The organism is Desulfobotulus alkaliphilus (assembly GCF_007830435.1).
Classification (GTDB): domain Bacteria; phylum Desulfobacterota; class Desulfobacteria; order Desulfobacterales; family ASO4-4; genus Desulfobotulus; species Desulfobotulus alkaliphilus.
Genome location: NZ_VLLC01000007.1, coordinates 59,536 through 80,402, shown reverse-complemented (window position 1 = coordinate 80,402; position 20,867 = coordinate 59,536). Strand labels below are relative to the sequence as shown.

17 protein-coding genes are annotated in these 20,867 nt (G+C 51.0%); 10 read left to right on the top strand and 7 right to left on the bottom strand.

Annotated features, from left to right (window positions below; translation table 11 throughout):
- Positions 1–59: 59 nt before the first annotated feature.
- The 3 genes from LZ24_RS05960 to LZ24_RS05950 form a co-directional block, all read right to left on the bottom strand.
- Positions 60–1,256 carry a YibE/F family protein gene (locus LZ24_RS05960; protein ID WP_144683442.1) on the bottom strand — a complete coding sequence of 399 codons (1,197 nt, stop codon included), beginning with the start codon at positions 1,254–1,256 and terminating at the stop codon, positions 60–62.
- 89 nt (positions 1,257–1,345) lie between these two features.
- Positions 1,346–2,896 (bottom strand): alkaline phosphatase, encoded by a 1,551-nt coding sequence (locus LZ24_RS05955; RefSeq protein ID WP_144683439.1) that lies wholly within the window; start codon positions 2,894–2,896, stop codon positions 1,346–1,348.
- A gap of 197 nt (positions 2,897–3,093) precedes the next feature.
- A complete protein-coding gene (locus LZ24_RS05950; protein ID WP_186442965.1) occupies positions 3,094–4,758 on the bottom strand; it encodes a substrate-binding domain-containing protein in 1,665 nt (554 codons plus the stop codon).
- Positions 4,759–5,621: 863 nt separating this feature from the next.
- On the opposite strand from LZ24_RS05950, the gene LZ24_RS05945 reads away from it, so the two are divergent.
- The 7 genes from LZ24_RS05945 (at position 5,622) to LZ24_RS05915 (ending at position 12,941) form a co-directional block, all read left to right on the top strand.
- Positions 5,622–6,140, top strand: a complete 519-nt coding sequence (locus LZ24_RS05945) for a hypothetical protein (RefSeq protein WP_144683432.1) — start codon at positions 5,622–5,624, stop codon at positions 6,138–6,140.
- Positions 6,141–6,422: 282 nt separating this feature from the next.
- The gene (locus LZ24_RS05940; protein WP_144683429.1) at positions 6,423–6,914 is read left to right on the top strand and encodes an Lcl C-terminal domain-containing protein; all 492 of its coding nucleotides are present in this window, start codon (positions 6,423–6,425) and stop codon (positions 6,912–6,914) included.
- 461 nt (positions 6,915–7,375) lie between these two features.
- Positions 7,376–7,876 carry an Lcl C-terminal domain-containing protein gene (locus tag LZ24_RS05935; protein ID WP_144683426.1) on the top strand — a complete coding sequence of 167 codons (501 nt, stop codon included), beginning with the start codon at positions 7,376–7,378 and terminating at the stop codon, positions 7,874–7,876.
- Positions 7,877–8,064: 188 nt separating this feature from the next.
- Positions 8,065–8,793, top strand: coding sequence for an acetolactate decarboxylase (gene budA, locus LZ24_RS05930; RefSeq protein WP_222427549.1), 729 nt, complete (start codon positions 8,065–8,067; stop codon positions 8,791–8,793).
- A 527-nt stretch (positions 8,794–9,320) separates the two neighbouring features.
- Positions 9,321–9,815 (top strand): Lcl C-terminal domain-containing protein, encoded by a 495-nt coding sequence (locus LZ24_RS05925; protein ID WP_144683423.1) that lies wholly within the window; start codon positions 9,321–9,323, stop codon positions 9,813–9,815.
- A gap of 280 nt (positions 9,816–10,095) precedes the next feature.
- The gene (locus LZ24_RS17545; RefSeq protein ID WP_222427548.1) at positions 10,096–10,332 is read left to right on the top strand and encodes a hypothetical protein; all 237 of its coding nucleotides are present in this window, start codon (positions 10,096–10,098) and stop codon (positions 10,330–10,332) included.
- Positions 10,333–10,538: 206 nt separating this feature from the next.
- Positions 10,539–12,941 (top strand): glycosyltransferase, encoded by a 2,403-nt coding sequence (locus LZ24_RS05915; RefSeq protein ID WP_186442964.1) that lies wholly within the window; start codon positions 10,539–10,541, stop codon positions 12,939–12,941.
- A gap of 31 nt (positions 12,942–12,972) precedes the next feature.
- Here the strand turns inward: LZ24_RS05915 and LZ24_RS18045 are convergent, their stop codons facing one another.
- Both LZ24_RS18045 and LZ24_RS05905 read right to left on the bottom strand, forming a co-directional pair.
- Positions 12,973–13,260, bottom strand: a complete 288-nt coding sequence (locus tag LZ24_RS18045) for a type II toxin-antitoxin system RelE/ParE family toxin (RefSeq protein WP_144683417.1) — start codon at positions 13,258–13,260, stop codon at positions 12,973–12,975.
- Complete coding sequence (locus LZ24_RS05905; RefSeq protein WP_144683414.1) at positions 13,257–13,490, bottom strand: addiction module protein; 234 nt, start codon at positions 13,488–13,490, stop codon at positions 13,257–13,259. The genes LZ24_RS18045 and LZ24_RS05905 overlap by 4 nt, the downstream gene beginning before the upstream one ends.
- A gap of 175 nt (positions 13,491–13,665) precedes the next feature.
- Here LZ24_RS05905 and LZ24_RS05900 point away from each other — a divergent pair, with 175 nt between their 5' ends.
- The 3 genes from LZ24_RS05900 to LZ24_RS05890 all read left to right on the top strand — a co-directional run bounded on the left by LZ24_RS05900 (position 13,666) and on the right by LZ24_RS05890 (position 18,039).
- Entirely contained in the window at positions 13,666–15,765 is a 2,100-nt protein-coding gene (locus LZ24_RS05900; RefSeq protein WP_144683411.1) for a hypothetical protein, read from the top strand.
- Positions 15,762–16,760, top strand: coding sequence for a phosphatidylserine decarboxylase (locus tag LZ24_RS05895; protein WP_144683408.1), 999 nt, complete (start codon positions 15,762–15,764; stop codon positions 16,758–16,760). The genes LZ24_RS05900 and LZ24_RS05895 overlap by 4 nt, the downstream gene beginning before the upstream one ends.
- 220 nt (positions 16,761–16,980) lie before the next feature.
- The gene (locus tag LZ24_RS05890; protein WP_186442963.1) at positions 16,981–18,039 is read left to right on the top strand and encodes a prolipoprotein diacylglyceryl transferase family protein; all 1,059 of its coding nucleotides are present in this window, start codon (positions 16,981–16,983) and stop codon (positions 18,037–18,039) included.
- A gap of 51 nt (positions 18,040–18,090) precedes the next feature.
- Here LZ24_RS05890 and LZ24_RS05885 read toward each other — a convergent pair whose 3' ends face one another.
- Positions 18,091–18,846 (bottom strand): hypothetical protein, encoded by a 756-nt coding sequence (locus LZ24_RS05885; protein ID WP_144683401.1) that lies wholly within the window; start codon positions 18,844–18,846, stop codon positions 18,091–18,093.
- A complete protein-coding gene (gene pglZ / locus LZ24_RS05880; protein ID WP_144683398.1) occupies positions 18,846–20,864 on the bottom strand; it encodes a BREX-3 system phosphatase PglZ in 2,019 nt (672 codons plus the stop codon). Before pglZ ends, LZ24_RS05885 begins: the two co-directional genes overlap by 1 nt.
- Positions 20,865–20,867: the final 3 nt, after the last annotated feature.

The window sequence follows — 20,867 nt, the reverse complement described above, 5'->3', positions numbered from 1 at the left end:
CTGGGCGAACTGGCCCCGGATGGCACCTGCGCCATTCTGAAAACAGCCGGAGCAGCAAACTATGGCTGGGTCAGGGTCGTAAGATTTTCTTTTGGCTTGTCCTGTTCTTCTCTTCTGATCTTCCGCGTTAATGACCGGTCTCCGGGAACCAGAAAAAAAGCACCGGCCAGAGCGGTGAAGGGGGCCACGGCCAGAAGTCCGAAGCTTCCCAGTATGGTGTTGAGAAATTCTGCTGTCACGTAATTGAGGTTGAGCATATTTGCCATGGGAATGCCCTGGGCCATGAAGACCATGAGCAAAGAGAGGTAGCTGCTGGAGTAGGCCAGAAGCAGGGTGGTGCTCATGGTTCCCATGACGGCCCTTCCCACCCGGAAGCCGGAAAACATGGCTTCGCTGCGGCTGATCCGGGGATTCTGGGACACCACCTCATCCATGCTGGCGGCAATGTCCATGGCCAGATCCATCACCGCACCGGAGGCGGCCATGATGATGGTGGCAAGGAAGATGCGGGTGAGATCGAGATGGGCATAACCTGTGTACATCAGGGTTTCCGAAAAGGGCTTGATGGCACCGTGGAGCTGAAAAGCAGGGGCTACAAAAAGGGCAAGGAGGGCGGTGCAGAAAAGGCCCAGAAGGCAGCCCGCAAAGGCAGTGAAACCTTTTCGGTTCCATCCGGCCACAAGGAAAAGAATGGCCGCACTGAGCAGCATGACCACAAAAAGGGCCGTGATCATGGGATCCCAGCCCTTTAAAAAACCGGGAATGAGAATTTTCCAGACCATAAGACCCGTAAAGACAAAGGAAAGCAGGGCCCGCATTCCCGTCCATCCGGCAAATGCCACCAATAAAAAAGCAAAGCTACCCGCCAGCCAGGCCTGCATATCCAGACGGTAATGATCCATGACCTGGGCATGACGGATGCGGTCTCCATCCAGGGTCAGAACCAGAAGCACCCGGTCACCAGCCTGATACAGGCGGTCGAGATCCAGTTTTCCAAGGAGATGGTTGGCAGAATGCACACGTTCTCCCTTCATATCCCCGGAAACAATGCGCAGGACAAGATTCTGGCTGCCCGTACGCACCATGCCGTACTGACGCAGAAAGGCATTGTCCACCTCCACCACTTCCCCGCGGCAGCGCAGGGAAGTGGGATCTTTGCGTTCCTCAAAGCCCGTTGGCAGAAGAAAAAGAAGGAGAGTCAGGAGGAAGAAAAAGCTCACAAGAAGGATTTCTGAACGGGTTTTGCTTTTGTGCATGGTCGTTCTCCGGTACTGCGTATTCAAAAAAGGCAGGGAATGCCGCACATTCCCTGCCATGATCATTTTTTATCAAAGGGGATAAGGTATCAGAATCCGGCTGCCGCAGCCTGACGGATCTCCCCAGTTTCGGGAGCTGCATCCGCATAACGGGGGCTGAAGCCCATGGTGGAAAGCAGTTTCTTTCCAAGATCGGACTGGTGATAGTAGCCGTTGAACACCTCTTCCCCAACACCCATGGCCGAGGTGATAACCGGCGCACCCGTGTGGGAGTAGGAGGTCCAGGCTATGCCTGCCTTCTGGTTCAGGATGTGGGTTACCTTGATGCTGAAGGGATCATAGTCACCATAAAGAAGATAAGATTCGCCCTTCCCCTTTTCCCGGAGTCCGGCCATGCTGTGCACAAAGGCTTCCCTCAGACTGCGGATTTCGTAGTCTTTCAGTCCCATGGGGCCGGTGCCGTCAAACTTCAGGCCGAAATTGGCCTCCACAAGGGGAATCATGTCTTCAAAGGAGGCTTTGCCCTGATGGCTTTTTCTGTAGTCCGCAAGCATATCTTCAAAACGCTGGAAGGATATTTTCTGATTTTTCAGGATTTCGTGGGCAGACTCGTATTTGGTTCCTGCAAAGCCGATGGTCATGCCACCGCATTCATGGTCGCCTGTCACCACAATGAGGGTGTCTTTGGGATGTTTTTTGGCAAAGGCAAGGGCTTCGTCAATGGCCGCATCAAAGGCCAGGGTGTCGTGGATGGTGGCTGCGGCATCGTTGGCATGGCTGGCCCAGTCGATCTTGCCGCCTTCCACCATCATGAAAAAGCCCCTGGAGTTGTTCAAAAGCTCGATTCCCTTGCGGGTGAATTCCGCAAGGGAAATATCTTCTTTGGTAGCATCCATGGCATAGGGAAGGGCTTTGCCATCGGGCAGGTTTGCATTCCAGGCGATGAGTTTCTGGCCGGGCTTGGCTTTTTCAAAGGACCTACGGTCTGTGGCGATGGTGTAGCCGTTTCTGCGGGCTTTTTCCAGGGCATCTCCCCTGGGAGCCTTGGATCTTGTCCCTTCCGGATCTCTGAGTCCTCCGCCACCGAAATAATCAAAACCGCTGTCCGCAAGGTCATGGGCGATTTCGTGGTACATGCTGCGGTGGGGCTGGTGGGCGTAAAAGGCCGCAGGCGTTGCGTGGTCGATGGAAACGCTGGAAACGATACCCACCTTCATGCCCCTTTCCTTCGCCATCTGGGCGATGCTGCGGACGGGTTTGAGATTCGGGTCCATGCCGATAAAGCCGATGTTGGTGGTGAAACCCGAAGCAAGGGCGGTGGCCGAAGCCGCGGAACCGATGATGAAGCGGTCGTTGGCGTAGGTGGTGGTGACACCCTGGGCCGGAAAGGTATTCATGGTCATTTTCACATCGCCATAGGCCTTTCCTTCCATGGCGGCAAGGAAGGCTTCCGGCGCCTGGCGGTGGGGAATGCCGAGGCCGTCTCCCACAAACAGGAAGACATATTTTGCGGGTTTTCCCCTGTGCAGGGGGGAGTCTGCCAAGGCAGGCAGACTGAGGCAGAAAAGACAGCAGGCCAATGCAGAAAGCAGGCAGGATACTTTTTTCCCTCCGGCCTTTCTGGAACGAAAAATGGACATGGTGATTCTCCCTTATGGGTCATTAAAAATGAAAACAGCCTTGAGAATCAAACACCAGTAATGTTGTGCGAATGTTTGAAGAAGGTTTTTTTTGCATAAGGTAAGGTTTTAAATAATCATGACTGCCTTTTTCTTTGATCAGGATTCTTTGGATATTTATCTGGAAAAATCTGGAGGCATGAGGATGAAGAGATGAGCTACCGCACCCAGATTTCCACCCGCCGGTTTCTGGCCCTTCCTGAAGGCGTTTCATTGGAAGCCACGGGCAGCTCCTGACCGACACCAAGGGCCTCAACCGTGTACACTCCCCGGGCTTTCAGGGCATCTGCCACCACCTGAGCCCGTTTCAGGGACAATTCCTGATTGTAGGCATAGGCGCCATGGCTGTCAGCAAAGCCCGCAAGCAGTACTTCCCTGCCATGGTTTTCCGGTTTTTCAAGGAAGGCAATCACCCGTTGCAGATCCCGCATGCCCCGGCTGTCCAGTTCAAAAACATTGGATCGGAAGCGGAAGTTGAGGGAAAGCCGTAACCCACCCTGAACAGCCTTGGCATAGGCTTCCACAGGAGGGCTGATCTGGGTCGTGGCATCTCCGGGCGGGACAAGACCAGCAAAGGTTTTGATGCTGAGATCCACAAAGCCCGTATCCGCAGCTTTTTTCTGGCCTTCATCGGAAAGGGCGTAGTGGATGAAATCCAGCACATGGGGATTGGCCGGGGCCGCAGCCGTGTACAGATACAGCCTGCGGGACAGGGGATAGTCTTCCGTGGCTACGGTGAAGAAGGTGGGAAAGATGGCTCCCCCGGCCTCCGTACCCACGGCAAGGGCTTTGGCGCGGTTGACATAGGGCAGGCCCGTAAAGCCGATACCGTTGATATCTCTGGTCACGGAATCGGAAAGAAGGGCATTGGATTCAAAACGTCTTGCTCCTTCGTGAAGTTTTCTTTTATCCAGCACCAAGCCCTTGAAGGTGTCGTAGGTGCCGGACTTATCGTCTCTGGCATAGACTTCGATCCCACCGTTCAGGCGGCTTCCCGTTTCTTCCCATCGCCTTATCCGTCCTTCAAAGATATCGGCAATGGCATCCACGGAAAGGGTTTCCAGGCTGTTGGCCGGATGGGTGATGATGGCAATGCCGTCCAGCCCCACCACATGCTCCGAAGCCACGGCCTTCATGTCTCCCAGATGCTGAAGGGCAAGAATCTCACGGTCTCTGATTTCACGGGAGGACATGCCGATGTCGCAGCTTCCATCCTTTAAGGAAGCAAAACCCGTGGAAGAACCATGGGCTTTGATTTCCACCGTAAGCCTTTTTCCTGCCAACATGCCGGAAACCTCCTGCTCCTCCGGAGAGTTTCCTTTTTCCGTACGAATGTTTTCTGCACCCAGTTTCTCAAGATACCCGACTGCCAGATCCGGAGCATACTTTGCTCCGATGGTGTTGGAGCCGTGGAGACGCAGGATCACTTCATGTTTTGTAATATCAGGCTCAAGGGTGAGGATTTCAGAGCTTCCTGACATGAACCATGCGGATTTTTCTGTGAATCCTTCGGCCTTTGCCGTTAGGATAAAATGCTGCACACGGATATCGGAAAACCGGGCTCTGCCGTCTGCATCCGTGCTTTTCCGGAGCTGTACGTTTTTGTCTGTGAGGGTGATTTCTACCCCGGACAGGGGCAGGCCTTCCGGTGTGACAGTCCGGATACTGAAGTGTCCCGGTGTTTTGGCCGGGTCTTCCGTTGCGGAGATGGATCTGGCTTCGGAAGAGCCTCCCTGAATCTGAAAAAAGATAAGACCTGTAAAGATCAGGACAGCAGTCAGAAAAATGAGTATGGTCAAAGATTCTCTGTCGCGCAGCATCATGTTTCTCCCCGTACGTGAGCATTTTTTCATAAAAGCACACAAGCACCGCAGGCTTACAGGGGCAGTATTCAGTTTTTATGAGCGGACCGTTTGAAGTTCATGGACCCTGTCTTTGGTTACCTGTCAGATAAAGTATTATGGTTTCGTAACTGTTCAGCACAGTTTTCCAAGTACCATAGCTGCAAGACAGACGCACAGGCCCCAGGCTATTTGCCCGTGACGCAATCCGGCACTCAAGCTGAAAAACGCAAGCCCCTTTACGGGAGCAGAAATGCCTATGGATCTTGAGTGCCGGATTGGGGAGTTTTTTGCCCTGTGCGGAAGCGGAAAAACCTCCCCGCCACAGGCAGGATAAGCTTTTTGATTACCATGGCAGGCTTCAGCACGCTGCCTTTGTGGCGGCTCAGACAGTTTGCCGCTTCTTATTAGCACTCCGGCACTCAAGCCTGAAAAAGCTTATTGTTTTTTATAGTAGGCTTTGGGTTTTTGGCTTGAGTGCCGGACAAAGCTCTGATCCGAAACGATTGCAATGTCACTTGCAAATAGCCGCGGAGCCTTGCAACAGTACAAAGCTGCTGCAACTACAGTATTGGCAGTGCGGAATAAACTGTGCTGAATAATTACATGGTTTCAAGGTTTTTTTAACTATTGTAATGTTTTTGCCAGATCGTAAAGGAGGTTTTTTTGAACAGACAGAAAAAAGTAATTTTATCCTCCCAGCCTCCACAGCCAAAGGGGAGGCCCCGCCTGGAGTTTTCACGCTCGCCCGCCCGCTGGGTGACAGCCTGTCTTTTTTTGCCTTCACCCTCTGGATGACCTTACGTTTCGGCTGGACAGCGGAAGACGTCTTCTGGGCTTTCTGGGTGACATCCTTTCTGTCAACGCTTCTGATTCTGCTTGCCTGCCTTGGTCTCTATCCCTTCTTTCCCCATGCCTTTACCGCAGAAGATCCGGCAGGAGAACGTCTTACGGGCTCCCAAAAATTTCAAGCTTTTGCGGTTCTTTTTTTCATCTGCGCCGTCTGTTTCACATGGGTGCATTATATGGCCGCCCTCCTTGCCGAAGCCTTTACGGAAAACCCCCAGGATCGTTTTACCCCTCAGGCCATTTCAGCCATGGCAACAGCATACTGGCCCGTTCTTTTGACGGGGCTTTTTCTCAGGCTGGAGGATTTTTTTCTGATCTGCCTGCGTTTCATGGAGGAAAAGGACGTCCCTGATCCGGAAGACCCTTACGCCGTATTCCGTTTTTTCCAAAAATCCGCAAAACCTGAACTTCTGCCCCTCCGGAGCAGGAGACCTCAGGAAATCCCACATCCCACAAAAGGAGAGTCCCCATGGAAGAACAACCGGCAAAGGTGTTTAACGAATGGGGCATGCTGATTTTCACCCCCCTACTGATATCGGGCTTTTTTATGGGTACATGGTGGTGGATGGCATGCTTGTTGGCATGTGGCCGTTTTGTTGGCGGTAGTAAGTCTGCCCTTTCAATGATTCGCAGGGTCATTTCTCGTAAGGACAGGCAGTCTCAATTCTGGTATGCTTGTTGCTAAAGTCTTAATTTTATCAGCGGAGATGGCCCATGAAACTGTTTTTTAAGTCAGAATTTAAAGGGTTGATGGTGAAGGAAAGTATTGCAGAAACATTCTAAGAAAGGAAAAGGTCATGAAGAAAAAACGGGTTCAGGTGAAGGGGTGTTTCAGAAAAAATATGGTGGTACTTCTGGGGGTAATGATGGTTTTTTGTGTTGCAGGAGCTGTTCAGGCAGCCCAGAAGCGAGAACGGTTTCAGGAGGTAGAAGGAAGCAGTGGTTCCATTGTCCGGGACAATAACACAGGTCTTGAATGGCAGCGCTGCCCCCATGGTCAGAGCTGGACAGGTTCAGGATGTAGCGGAACTCCCTGGCAAGGAAAGTGGGATGATGCAGTGCGGATAAAAGCTCCGGGTGGATTTCGGGTTCCGTCCATTGATGAGCTGAAAACTCTTGCCCCATATGATGAAAGTATTTTTCCTGGAGGTGCCTTATTTTGGTCTTCCTCGCCCGACGCCGGCCGCAGTGACGGTGCGGTGTGGCACCTCCATTTCGGCTACGGCGTTGTCGCCAGCGGCAGCAAGGGCTACTACGGCCAGCTCCGCCTCGTGCGTGCCGGACAGTGATTCTGGCTTTTGGCCAGCAAGGGTAGGATTCCCCCATGAAATTATAAAAGGCAAGGGAATTTATTGATAAAAGAAAGGTTTTACGGTTTTTTCAGGACTGTAGAACCTTTTTTCTTCAAAAAAATTGCCTTTTTTTCAGGGGGGTCTTACAAAACCTGATAAGACCATAAGCATATCTGTTTCGAAGATATTTTTAACAATAAAGGCGGTCGGATCTTTTTCCCTATCATGGCAACTTTGTTGTCATATGTGCTTTTTTCTTGGTGGCAACGAGGTAGTCTTTTTTATTTATCACAGGGCCATAATCCGCAGGAACAGGCAATCCTCATTCTGGTATGCTTGTTGCAAAAAATCTTAATTCTATCAGCGAACATGGCCCATGAAACTGTTTTTTTAAGGGTCAGAATCAAAAGCTTTGATGTCGAAACTGCTGAAGAATCATTTTTAAAAAGGAAAAGACCATGAAGAAAAAAACGATTCAGGAGAAGGGGGCTTTCAGAAATAATTTACTGCTTTCTCTGGGAATACTGGTGTTTTTCTGTATTGCAGGAGCCGTACAGGCAGCGGAAAAACCCCAGCCGCCTCCCCGGTTTCAGGAGGTAGAAGGAAGCAATGGCTCCATTGTCCGGGACAATAACACAGGTCTTGAATGGCATCGCTGTGCCTATGGTGAGAGCTGGACAGGTTCAGGCTGTAGCGGAACTATCTGGGAAGGAAAGTGGGATGATGCCGTGCGGATAACAGCTTCGGGTGGATTTCGGCTCCCGACCATTGATGAGCTGAAAACTCTTGCCCCATATGATCTAAGTATTTTTCCTGGTGATTACTACTTTTGGTCTTCCTCGCCCGATGTCGGCCATAGTAACTTTGCGTGGGGCCTCCATTTCAACGATGGCCGTGTCCACTACTACGGCCGCAAGCCCAACTACGGCCAGGTGCGCCTTGTGCGTGTCGGCCAGTGATTTTGGTTTTTTTGCAAAAAAAAATGACTTCCAGAGAGTTGTAGGCATGCCCATGGTTACCCCATATCCCGGAGATTATCGCAATCATGCTGCGGGGTGAGCAGCCGGAATCCGTCATCAAGATATCGCTGTGGCCCTTCTGATCGGGATACATTTCTTCCATTCACCGCGTATCAAAGGAGAACGTGATGACAGCAGCCATGCAGTCCGCCCCCCGTAATGACCGGATCTACTTCTGTGCCCCGGTTAACGCACTGGTGGAGGGGATCTACCAGCAGAAAATTCCCCTTGCCGAGATCAAGCAGCACGGCGACTTTGGCCTGGGTACCTTTGACCATCTGGATGGTGAGATGGTGATGCTGGATAACGAGATCTACCAGATCACTTCTGACGGCAAGGCTGCACAGGTGTCTGACGACGCCCTGACCCCTTTTTCCTGCGTGGCCTTTTATCGTCCGGTGAGTCATGACCGGCTTGAGAAGGCCTGCAATTATCCCGCATTTCTGGACTGGCTGAACAGCCTGCTCCCTTCCCCCAACATCTTCTACGCCATCCGGGTAGATGGCCGCTTCAGCCGGATCAGGGTCCGTTCCGTGCCCCGTCAGGAAAACTACCGTCCGCTGGCTGAAGTGGCAAAGGATCAGCCGGTTTTTGAGTACACAGATACTGAAGGCTCCCTGGTGGGCTTTTACACGCCGCCCTTCATGGGATCGCTGAGTGTTCCCGGCATGCACCTGCACTTTCTCTCCGCAGACCGGAAAAGCGGCGGTCACCTGCTGGAATGCTGCCCCGACGGCATCACCGCAGGCATACAGTTTCTGACCACGCTGGAGCTGGGGCTGCCGATGAGTTTTGATTACCTGACCTGCGATTTTCAGCGGGATACGGAAAAGGATCTGGAGAGTGCGGAGCGCTAAGATGGAAGGCATGAGGTTCAGGTGAATTTTTATTGGTCTTCCAGTTTCCAGTGCCTGCGCTCAGCAGTATGGCGCTTGTCTGGATCGTGTTCGTGGGCTGCGGTGATAAGATCTTTAATGATGACGTTTGGCCGGTTCGTGCCAGACAGCAGGATATTTGGTTTCCTGGTTATTTCGTCTGAATCAGCGAGTGCCAATGCCATTCGGGTCATATTTTAATCGGAATGCAAAGCGGTAAAGGGCAGCCTTCACGTTGTTAGTTTTACTCCGGCCTTTGTCATGGGCAAATGGTGGTGGATGGTAAGCTTGTTGGCATGTGGCAGCTATGTTGGCGGTAGCAGGTCTGCTCGTTCAACCTTAGCAGGGCCATTATCCGTATATATAGGCAATCCTTATTATGGTATGCTTGTTGCAAAAGCTTATTATATCAGCGAAGATGGCCTATAGAATTGTTTTTTAAGGGTCAGAATTAAAAGGTTTTATGGCGAAGGAGAGTATTGCAGAAACAATTAAGAAAGGAAAAGACCATGAAGAAAAATACGGTTCAGGTGAAGGGGTGTTACAGGGAAAATATGGTGGTTTTTCTTGGGGTGATGATGGTTTTCTGTGTTGCAGGAGTTGTGCAGGCAGCCGGAAAACCGGATTTTTCCCGGTTTCCAGAGGTTGCCGGAAGTAATGGCTCCATTGTTCGGGACAATACCACAGGGCTTGAATGGCAGCGCTGTCCCTATGGTCAAAGCTGGACAGGTTCAGGCTGTAGCGGAACAGCTTGGAGAGGAAAATGGGATGATGCAGTGCGGATAACAGCTTCGGATGGATTCCGGGTTCCAACCTTTAATGAGCTGAAAACCCTGGCCCCACATGATACAAATATTTTTCCTGGTGGTGGCTGGTTTTGGTCTTCCTCGCCCCATGCCAACTATAGTAACTCTGCGTGGTTCCTCTCTTTCTGCAGCGGTCATGACCACTACGGCAGCAAGAGAGGCAACTACCGGGTCCGTCTCGTGCGTTTCGGACAGTGATTTTGGTTTTTTTCCAGTGAAAATTGGAATCTTCATGAATTTATACTCTGCACGGTCATTTTTGAAATAAAGTGATGAGCATCGTGGTTGTTTATTACTTTCTGCCCTCACCCCTGGCCCCTCTCCCACAGGTGATGGCTTCATTAAAAAAATCAGAACAACAGTCCAATTTTCAGATGTTTCACCGATGGGCATCTGGAGTATATAAGGGGCAAGGGAGCTTGTTAACAAAAGAAAGGCTTTACGGTTTTTTAAGAACTGTGGAGCCTTTTTTTTAGGTGTGTCCGTCACCGAATTCCGGCTCCCCCATCTGGCCTATGCTCCGGAGATTGCCGGAACCATGCTGCGGCGTCAGCAGACCGAAGCCATCATCACATGTCGGCCCGGAATCTGCGGTGCGGGTCAGGAGGGTGTCTTTTCCGGGTGCAGGCCTTACCTGGGCCGGTCTTGTGTACCGTTTTGGTTCAGAGGAAACGTGAACGGTTCCCACGTGGAGAAAGGGGCGGGATATTTTTAAGCTTTTTTCTGACAGAAGAGCTTTTTATAATTATTTTGCCATCAAAAAAAGCCTTTGATTACCTTTTTCCACACCCAATCCCAACTTTGTGCCAATACGGATCAAACATATTTCCTTTACCTTTTCATGGAACAGGGGCTTATGGCCCTTTGCTGAAAAATTCCGGTAAAAAAAGATTCACCCCCTGCTCCATGAAAGGAAAGACCATGGCCAGAGCCGATCTCCATGTCCACTCCATGTATTCCGAACGCCCTGCCAACTGGTTTCTTCAGCGTATCGGTGCTTCCGAATCCTATACCCGGCCGGAAAGTATTTATGAGCAGGCCATGGCAAGGGGTATGGATTTTGTCACGGTAACGGATCACAACTGCATGGAAGCAGCCCTTATTCTTAAGGAAAAATACCCGGCAAAAGCCTTTACAGGAGTGGAATCCACCACCTATTTTCCGGAAAACGGCTGCAAGATCCATCTGCTGCTCTATGGCCTGACGGAATCGGATTTTAAGGATGTGCAGAAGGCCAGAAAGGATATTTATCAGCTTCGGGAACTGGTTCGGGAAAGGAATATCGCCCATTCCGTAGCCCATGCCACCTATTCCATCAATGGCAGGCTTTCGCTGGATATGCTTGAGAAACTGATGCTTCTTTTCAATGTTTTTGAGGGTGTCAATGGTGCCCGGAGCATGGCATCCAATACCACCTGGACGGCGGCATTGCGTTCCCTGACACCGGAGCGCATGGAAGGCCTGAAAAAAAAGCACGGCATTCTTCCCATGGGAGAAAAATCCTGGATCAAGGGCTTTACGGGTGGCTCCGATGACCATTCCGGACTTTTCATCGCCAAGGCCTGTACCTGTGCGGATGGGTCCAGTCCCGAAGCCTTTCTGCAAGCCCTGAAAAAGCGGGAGAGTCTGGCCGAGGGAAAGCACAATGATGCCAAATCCCTTGCCTTTGCCCTGTATAAGATCGCCTATGATTTTTCCATGACCGAAAGCACGCCCCTGCACCGTTCTGCCCTGTCCCGTCTGGGGGATGCCATCCTGCGGTCTGAAACAGGGCCGGGGGATGAGGCGGGATTGGTGGATAAAGGCGGAGAAGAAGGGCAGATCCGTCTGCTCCTTGCAGCCCTCAGTGAAGATCCGGGGCCGGATATGGGAGATCCCGATCCCGGCCTGTGGCTTGAGGGTGTTTATGATAAAATAACCAAGGTTTCCGATGCTTTTTTCAGAAACATTCTCCTTTCCATCGTCAATGATCTGCGTCAGGGGAATTTTGATCACTGTATCCGTAATTTTTCTTCCCTGCTTCCCGGCATCTTCCTGTCCATTCCCTTTTTCATGACCTTGCGTCACATGCAGGATGGCCGCAGGCTGCTGGAAGATCTCAGGGGAAACTACCTTGACAGCCGGGATTACGGGAAAAAAATTCTGTGGTTTACGGATACCTTCCATGAAATGAACGGGGTGGCTGCCACCCTGCGGGAAATAGCAGGAAAAGCACAGAGGGAGGGGCTTCCCATACGCATTGTGACAAGTCTGCCCTCCGGGTCTGCCCGGACAGGGTCTGATTTTTCGCCGGAGACCCTCACGGATCTCAGCACATTTCTGCGTTTTCCCCTGCCTTATTATGAAAATATAGAAATCCGGGTGCCTTCCATCCTTAGGGCCATCCAGAAACTGGGGGCCTTTGAGGTGGATGAAATCTGTATTTCCACCCCCGGTCCGGTGGGTCTGCTGGGGCTTTTGCTGGCGAAGCTTCTCAACCTGCCCTGTAAGGCCGTGTACCATACGGATTTTGCGGCCCAGACAAGGGCCATTACAGGCAGTGAGTCCCTTTGTGACGTTGTGGATAATGCCGTGCGTCTCTTTTATTCCTTTGCCGATGAGATTCTTGTACCCAGCAGGATCTATATGGATATCCTTGCAGACAGGGGGCTGGAACCTTCCAGAATGCGTCTTTTTCTCAGGGCCGTGGATACGGAACTCTTTGCCCCGCACGACGAAGCCCGCAGCAGAATGATGCGGCAATATGGCATTGGGGCAGGAAAAATACTGCTCTATACGGGAAGAATTTCCAAAGACAAGAACATTGGGGAAATCCTTGAAATGCACAGGTGCATGCAGGCAAAGGGTCACAATGTTCATATGCTGCTGGCAGGGGATGGTCCGGACCTTGAAAACCTGAAAAAAGAGACCGCTGCAAATCCTGCCATTACATTCACGGGCCGTATTCCAAGGGAGGAACTGCCAGTGCTTTACAGCGGGGCAGATCTGCTGCTTTTCCCCAGCACCACGGATACCTTTGGCATGGTGGTGCTGGAGGCTCAGGCCTGTGGCCTGCCGGTCTTTGTATCCGATAAGGGAGGTCCCATGGAGATTGTGCTGCCGGGGAAAACCGGAGAAGTGCTTCCTGCAGGAAATATGGATGCATGGGTGATGGCCCTGTCCTCCTTTTTGAGACGCATGGATATTCAGCCCCTGACCCATGCCCGCATGCGCAGTGCTGCCCGTAAACGGGGCCTTGAATATTCATGGGAAAATGCCCTTGAGACAATTTTTTCCGGAGAAAATACAGAGGTATATGAGAAAGCGGATCTTCCTGCGGCATGAATTTCTGGCAGGGTAGGGCGGGGAGTCGTTCTTATCTGTTTTTCCAATAATCAGGCTTTCTGCGAAGATGCATTACCGCCATAATCTGGATCTTATTTTCAAATATTCGGTAAAGAATTCCGTATGGGAATCTGCTTGTGACACAACGCCTTGTTTTTGTGTCAAGTTCTGTCCAGGCATATGGATGATCACATATTAACCTGATTGTCGCATAGACTTCTTCGGAAAATCTTAAGCCTAAACCCGACTGACAATTTTCATAGTATTCAATTGCAGCAAAGAACTCTCTTTCAGCGGCTTCATGAAAACCATATTTCATTGTGTAAATCTTTTCTTTATTTTTTCAAAGACTTCTTCGCCGGGAATGAGCTTTGCTTCCCCACGTTTTAATTCCTGACATCTTCGCTCGACTTCTTCAGACCATGCCTGATCTATATCGGAGCGGGCCGATAAGTTGGTGCTGATAAGCAGTTTGTCTATCAGCAGCAGTCGGTCATTGATTGGAAGATTAAGGGCCTGCTCGTATATTTTTTCAGCGGATTCTGTCATGTGCCGATCCTCCTTTTGAAGTCATTATATTTTTTTAATGATTTCAGTTCAAGCTGAAATTTTCAGGAAGACTGTCATAACAGAAAAGCCATGAAAATTTCATTAAAGAGCAATGAAGGAGGTGTAAAAGATGAGGTGATGCAGTTCTGACCCATCTTCATGAACGGAGGTTTCTTTGTACTGCCTCAAGAATCCCCCCGGCCTTTTTATGGAAAAACCCGCCGGAGACCTTTCCCCTGAAGCCCTTCGCCAGCTCCTTGAAATTCCCCCCGGAGACGAAAACCTTACCGCGTTTCAGCCCTTTGCTGCGGGCGATATTAGCTGTGGCGTGGAAAATGAGTTTCAGGCTCTGGTGGAAGGAAGGGCCGAAGACGTGGATCTCGCCTGCATGATCCGGGAATCCAATTTCTATAAGAATATCCTGAAAAGAAGTCTTTCAGGGGAGGTTCCGGAAGAATATGCCCAAAGCATGGAAAGGTTTCTTTCGGACAACAGGGATCAGATATGGGAAAACTCCTGGGTCCGCTTTCCTGAAAAAAAACTTTCCGCCTATGCCCTGCACCTTTTTCACATGGATCTGCGGGCGGATAAGAAAAAAAGCGACAGCCCCCTGCGCAGTGATGTCCATCACTTTGTTTTCACCCATAAACAGGAAAGCTGGGTAAGGGTTCCCATCAGCTATCTGCTTAAACTGGCGCTGGCGGATATCATCGGCAGATCACCGGACATGCATCCCATTCTGAAGGTTACGGCCAGCAGAATGATGGATCATTTTTTAAGCGATAATACCTCACCGGAAGTCCTTTCCTTTCATCCTGTCAATCTCACTTCGGGCAAAGGTGCGGCAGATGCCCTTGCGGGAGAAACCCTGAAACGCTTCCTTTTGTGCCAGCTGCTTCTGGCCCATGCCAATGAGGCCTTCGGACTTCTGGAAACGGGGCAGAAGGCGGCCCTGTATTTTGCCTCCCACCCGCCCCTCAGGCAGAAAGCCCTGAATGATATGATTTCCGATGGCTTTTACCGGGAACTTTTCATGAATCCCTGCCTTTCCGGCTGGGATCAGGGCGAATCCAAAAAAGGTTATATGGGACTCTGCCATGAGGTGCTTTCCCGCAGTCAGCTCAATGCCGTTAAAAAGCTCAAGGAATGCGGTATCATTGCAAGAAATCTTGTGGTTTTGCCCAATACCTCCAACATCTGCCTTGCCAACAACGGCACCCACATTTCCATGGGCAGCCGCAGGCTCTCGCGGCTCATGGCCGATCCCGCCGTACCCCTTGGGCAAAGGGATGAAAAATGGATGGGTGATTTCATCACCAAAATAACAGAGCATTTTCTGCCCCTTTTCGTAGGAACCTATTCCGCAACGCCCTACCGCTTGGAGTTTGAGGATTTTCATCCTGAGCAGGTTCTCGGTTTTCTGCCCCATGAGCTGGATTTCACCCACCTGCGCATGCTCTGGCGGCGCTGGAAGAAAAAGGCAAAAAATCATATTGCGGGCAGGTCCCTTACCCCCTTCGGACCGCCATGGCTGGACAGAAATATCCGTAAGGCATTCCGCTTCAAGGGGGATCTTGTACCGGATTTCAGGCTTCTGGATTATCCCGTGGCCCTGCTCAGTACGCCCAGTTCGCCTGCACTGGACGGCAGATCCGGCAATCAGGAGCTTTTACTGAAGGATCTTGGGGATTCCGGAGCCTTTGATCCGCGCATGTCCATGTACCTTCCCTATCGCATCAGGCACTTTGATAAAATGGGTTTTTCCGGATTTGAAGGCCGCCTGTACAGCACCTTTCCCGCCATCGGCCACGACATGGGCAAAGCCGCCCTGATCGAGGCCCATGGTGCAGCGGATCTGATGGAAGATCTCCGCATGCGCCTTGCCCATCCGGGGTTTTCTGCTTCTGCGAGGCTTCAGACCCTCATTCAGGAAGATACGGGAGGGAAGAGGCCGGAAAAACAGCCTGCGGAAGTTTTTAACCGTGCTGCGGAAACCTGTTACCGCACCCGGCTGAAAGAGGCCCATATCCGTGAAGCTGTCCGTTATTTTGCAGAAGATCTGTCCCGCCTTGAAAACTGGGCCTTGTTCAGGGATGCCGCCTCAAGGGATGCCCTGGCCTCCATCACCAGCAAGGGGAGTGTTTCCGGCATCATTGCTTCCCTGAACCGCAGGCAGGACATCAGTCTTTTTACATCCAAAGAGAGGCTGGCCCTGATTCAGCTCCTCATTCTTTCCACATACAACGATAAAAAACACTTTGAGGCTTCTCCATGAGTTTCTCCCACCACTATCTGGAACGCCATACGGGAAAGAAAATAAAGGAAAAATTCTTTGCCGATCCTCTGGTGCGTTTTCTCTACCATGAAGTCCGGGAGAATGCCCCGTGGCTCTTTTCTGCCTTCACCTCCCCTGTGGCAAGTCGCATTCTGGGGGCCGTGAATTACGACCTTCCCTTTTCATCGGCAAAAAGGCTTGGGCAGATGATCCGGGATCTTGAAATAAAAATGGAAGAATGTCTGGAACCGGCCTCCCTTTGTAACCCCAGAGCACTTTTTGAAAGAAAGATTCTCTATGAAATATACAGGCCCATGGTCGAAGATCCTTTAGCCATTGTTTCGCCTTCGGACAGCCGCATGCTGCCCCTGAATCTTTCTCCATCGGCCCTGATTCCCGTGAAGGGAAAATTTTTTGACTTACCGGAGCTTTGCGGAAACCGGCCATGGCATGCTGTTTTTTTGGACGGGAAGGCCGCCGTCTTTCGCCTCACGCCGGATAAATACCATTACAACCATGTACCGGTCAGCGGGCGGGTGGAGGAAATATTCATGACGGACGGGCGTTGCCATGCCTGCCATCCCGATGCCGTGGTGCGGGAGGTCAGCCCCTTTTCCCGAAACCGCAGGCTCATTACCCTCATCAACACCGATGTACCCGGTGGCAGCGGGATGGGTCTTGTGGCCATGGCCGAAGTGGTGGCCCTCATGATCGGTGGTATCCGTCAGGCCTGCAGCGAAAGGGCTTACGATCATCCCAAAGCACTTCTTCCCGGCATGTTCGTCCATAGGGGGTGCCCCAAAAGTCTGTTTTATCCGGGCAGCTCCACCGTTGTTCTTTTGTTTGAAAAGGATCGTATGGAATTTGACAGGGATCTTGTATCCAACAGCCTGCGCAGGGATGTAACAAGCTGTTTCAGCAAAGGCTTTGGCTTAAGCCTTGTGGAAACCGAGGTTAGGGTGAGGGAAAGCATAGGAAGGGGTTTACAGGCGTAGGTCTGTTTTTTTCACCTTGGGTGAGAATATTTTTATGGACCCCTCACCCCCCCCGCACACAGGCAAAAGAAACCATGGCATTATAAAAAGCTATGCAGAAGGCCTGTGTGCCGGGCAGGCAACCCTCCCAGAGGGAGAGGGGGCCTTGAGGATGGCAGTTTTGCTCCCCGTTCCAGCGGACGGTGGTAGAGGCTTTCATTGAATGTCGAAAGGAAGATTCATGTTTTCATTGTTTTTTATGCTTGTTCTGGCCATTATCCTGCTGGTTCCTGCCATCTGGGGGGTGCGCAGTCTGCCATCGGAGAAGTATCAGATGCTGGCTGCCTGTCCTGTGCAGCACCTTGAAAACGGTTTGTGGAAGGGCATGAATCTTACCTGGTACGGATTGCTGAGCGCATCGGCCTATGTTCTGGGTACGGCTCTGGGGCTTGTGCTTCTCCGGGCATCGGGAGCGCCTTTGTGGGCCTGCGGCCTCACTGCCATGGTGCTGCTTTGTATCTGTGTTCCCGCATCCCGCTGGATTGCAAGGATTGTTGAGGGCAAGCGCCATACCTTTACCGTTGGGGGAGCTTCCTTTCTGGGAATACTTCTGGCTCCATGGGTTCTGGTCTGCGTGAATATGCTGATCACCCGTTACGGGTATCCGTCAATTCCGGCGGTTTCCGCACTGGCTGCCATGGCCCTGGCCTATACCTGCGGGGAAGGCATGGGAAGACTTGCCTGCCTGAGTTTCGGCTGCTGCTATGGGAAACCCATCCGCAGTCTTTCTCCTGAAATGGCCCGGTTTTTTAAGCCCATGGCCATCATTTTTCATGGGAAAACCAAAAAAATCAGCTATGCCCACCAGTCAGACGGAGAAGCTGTCCTGCCGGTTCAGGCCCTCACCCTCTTTATCCATATCTTCCTCTGTCTCGCAGGTCTGGGGCTTTTTCTTGGCGGAAAGCCCCTGTGGGCACTCTTTCTGTGCCTTGGTGGTACCCAGATCTGGCGTGTGCTTTCCGAATTCCTTCGGGCGGATTACAGGGGAGAGCAGGTTTTTTCTGCCTATCAGATCATGGCCCTTTCCACGCTTCCCTATATCTTTTTATGCCTGAAACTCCCTGTTTTTTCTGAAAAGATGGTCTTTGTACCGGATCTTAAGGCCGGGGTGGCCCTGCTCTGGACACCGGAAGTATTGACAGGACTTTTTATCCTCTGGATTCTTACTTTTTTCTATACGGGCCGCAGTACGGTCACGGGTTCTGAGTTACGTTTTTTTGTTCATGGAGACAGGGTATAAATTTTTTTGAATATCAATTTTATACTCTCTGTGGCATCTCTCCAGCTTTTTTCAGGCAGAGTACAGTTTCAATAGTTCATCATCCAGACCATAACGAATTAGTTCGATCCGGTCATAGCTCCGGGAGATAGAATCACCGGTAACGACCGGAACCTGAAACGGGAAAAAGGCAGGGTTGTTTAAAAGGAGCCCCATGGGTATTTTTGCCTCAGGTGTTGCCAGAAGTGCGGATTCGAATATGAGGCCTGCAGACCTGGCATCTTCGATTTTTAGCACAGGGTTTTTTCCATAGCATCCTTTGACCTGTAAATCCTTCAACACACCCCATGCAACAAAGGAGCGTATGACGTAGCGGGCATAGCGGCTGACGGTTTCTCTGTCTCCATACTGTTCTTTTAAACGGGTAGAAATCTGTTTATGGGTCACCTGATCCTGCAGGGCCAGAAGGCGACCCGTCTGGCGGGCAACATTAAACCAGAAAGGATAGGCGGCAGAGATCATTGCCCAGTGTGCTGCAAGTTCAAGGGATGGATGTTCACGAAGAAAGGTAAGGGCAGCATCTCTGAATAAAAGCAGTTCCTGATCCGGAGAAACCCAGATATTCATGAGTATATTGACAGCCTGTGACCTGGAGGTCTTGCCCCGCTCTTCTTCAGCCCCGCTTCCTTTTTTTTCAGAAAGGTAATCATGGAGTTCCTGCCGGACAGCTTTCTGGTCAAGCCCTGCCATCAGCAGATTAACGGTTTTCTGCATCCAGTCGAAACGGATTGTCTGTTTGATACCGATGGTTTCGTGGCGCTTGCCCATTAACTTGTCTTTCTTTCAAATTTTATCAGGGGAACGATGACTTCTTCAATGGATGCACCGCCATGGCCTACAATCTTATCCCCCTGCCTTACAAATGCATCACGGCCACCCGCTATCAGAGGAAAATAACCCGACGGCAATCCGGTCGGTTTCCATTCATGAGCAAAGGGAAAGCTTTCTGCTACCCGATACCTCAGTTCTGGTGTGGGATAGACACGAACCCGCTCTCCACGGGTTTCGGCAATCGCACCCTCAGAAGGTCTTCCTCTGCCTTCACACTGGATGTTGCCGTGATCGGAAGTCAGCCAGACTTCATAACCATCATCCTGTAACCGGTCGATCAGGGTCGCAAGAAATCCGTGCTGGCACCATTGTCGGATCTGGTTGTGCATCCCGGCTGAACCAAGCTGCATACCGTGCATAATTTTATCCACCTTGTCCACAACAAGCCCCACCACTCGGGTTTTGCCCGGATGGATCAAATCTTCAAGCAGGGCAGATACATCTCCGTCTCCCAGCCCACGCTGGTAAACCACATCCTGACGGGAGATTCCATGGTTTTCCCAGAACTGCTTCCAGAGCTTTTCCTCATTGCCCGTTGAGTGTATGGATGTTGGAAAAAAGATGGGTGGTTTTCCTGAAAAAACCGCCTGCCTTGATACGGATGTCAGAGTTGGTATCCACGCAAAGACTGCGGATTCACGCATGAGCAGATGATTGTTTTGTGCTTGCAGAACAGGGCGGATACTTACCCACTGATCCAGAGGTAGGCCATCAACTACAAGCAGGGCAATGCGCCCCTTGGCCGATACTTCAATTACCTGTGCCAGACGACGGGGTACATGGTGCAGCATGGCGGGCTGTGTTGGTGGCAGGGTGCTCAGGCCGGAATAATGTGCATCCAGCCAGCTCGCAAAGCAAAGATTCAGGGTATCCCCCAGCCCATGAAGCCGTGCCTGATAAGATTCATTGCAACTACAATGAACCAGTGAAGAGAGTTCTGCCCATTTCAGGGCAAAAGCAATCCAGCCGGAGTGCCGTGTTTCTGCTGTGGGCCATTCTTTTTCGATGAGCTCAAACAGACGGGAAAACCGAAGGTCGGTATCATCATGACCGGGTATGACAATGCCGCTTCGGATCCATGAACCGGCATCCGCTTCCATACCCTGGGCTTCTATGGGTGACAATTTTCCTTCCAGAAAAAGATTGTCAATGTAAATCCTGATATCCTGATGACCAAAGGGCAGGTGGGCAGGCCCGGAATAAAGTAAATTTAATGGTTCACTGATAAATGAAGACAATTTTTCAGAAACTGTTTTGATACCGTGTTCATCGACTTTTATCCCTGCCAGAAACACCGGCCAGCGTTCCTGAAGAAAAGCAAAAAAAGCCTTATCATCGGGCACCACTTCTGAAAGGGGCCAGCTCCTGAACGCATCATTTTTTAGAATCTCTATGAGCCTGTCAGCAAGTTCTTCAGGCATTCTGACCTTGCCATAATGCAGCCTGAGAAGGGTATGAAACAGCGCCACATCTTCTGTTATAAGCTCTGGGGCAATACCAAAGACATGGCGGAGGATAAAATCCTTTGTGGCCCTATCTCCCATGCGCTCTGGCTGCAATCTGTGCTGGGCATCAAAGAGTTTATCAAGAAGTGTTCTGTCAAGTTTTTCAATAACCGGGTAGCTCATGCTGGGAAAAAGATCACCAAGATTGAAGGCAAGCTGTCGCCCTGCCTGGAGCAGGTCATAGGGCAAAGATTCCAGATCCGCATCATCAAGACGAAGAATCACCACAAGATCGGTGTGCTCTCCCCGGTCCCAAATGGAGCGGAACCTTGATTCATAGGCATATCTGAACTCAACGGGGTCATTGAATTCAATCAGCTCGAATCCACGATCACGAAGTTCCATCCCCATTTTTTCTTCTGTCAGCAGGCAATCCGGATCAGCAACCAGGGTCAGCCTACTGACATGGGGAATAAAATCTTTTAGTATAGAGTCTCTCCAGCTTTTCATTTC

Coding starts and splice junctions, on each gene's coding strand:
- pglZ (WP_144683398.1), bottom strand. CDS start 20,864: ATGAAAAGCTGGAGAGACTCTATACTAAAAGATTTTATTCCCCATGTC.
- LZ24_RS05890 (WP_186442963.1), top strand. CDS start 16,981: ATGTTTTCATTGTTTTTTATGCTTGTTCTGGCCATTATCCTGCTGGTT.
- LZ24_RS05960 (WP_144683442.1), bottom strand. CDS start 1,256: ATGCACAAAAGCAAAACCCGTTCAGAAATCCTTCTTGTGAGCTTTTTC.
- LZ24_RS05885 (WP_144683401.1), bottom strand. CDS start 18,846: ATGGGCAAGCGCCACGAAACCATCGGTATCAAACAGACAATCCGTTTC.
- LZ24_RS18045 (WP_144683417.1), bottom strand. CDS start 13,260: ATGAAATATGGTTTTCATGAAGCCGCTGAAAGAGAGTTCTTTGCTGCA.
- LZ24_RS05950 (WP_186442965.1), bottom strand. CDS start 4,758: ATGATGCTGCGCGACAGAGAATCTTTGACCATACTCATTTTTCTGACT.
- LZ24_RS05940 (WP_144683429.1), top strand. CDS start 6,423: ATGAAGAAAAAACGGGTTCAGGTGAAGGGGTGTTTCAGAAAAAATATG.
- LZ24_RS05955 (WP_144683439.1), bottom strand. CDS start 2,896: ATGTCCATTTTTCGTTCCAGAAAGGCCGGAGGGAAAAAAGTATCCTGC.
- LZ24_RS05925 (WP_144683423.1), top strand. CDS start 9,321: ATGAAGAAAAATACGGTTCAGGTGAAGGGGTGTTACAGGGAAAATATG.
- budA (WP_222427549.1), top strand. CDS start 8,065: ATGACAGCAGCCATGCAGTCCGCCCCCCGTAATGACCGGATCTACTTC.
- LZ24_RS05895 (WP_144683408.1), top strand. CDS start 15,762: ATGAGTTTCTCCCACCACTATCTGGAACGCCATACGGGAAAGAAAATA.
- LZ24_RS05905 (WP_144683414.1), bottom strand. CDS start 13,490: ATGACAGAATCCGCTGAAAAAATATACGAGCAGGCCCTTAATCTTCCA.
- LZ24_RS05935 (WP_144683426.1), top strand. CDS start 7,376: ATGAAGAAAAAAACGATTCAGGAGAAGGGGGCTTTCAGAAATAATTTA.
- LZ24_RS05915 (WP_186442964.1), top strand. CDS start 10,539: ATGGCCAGAGCCGATCTCCATGTCCACTCCATGTATTCCGAACGCCCT.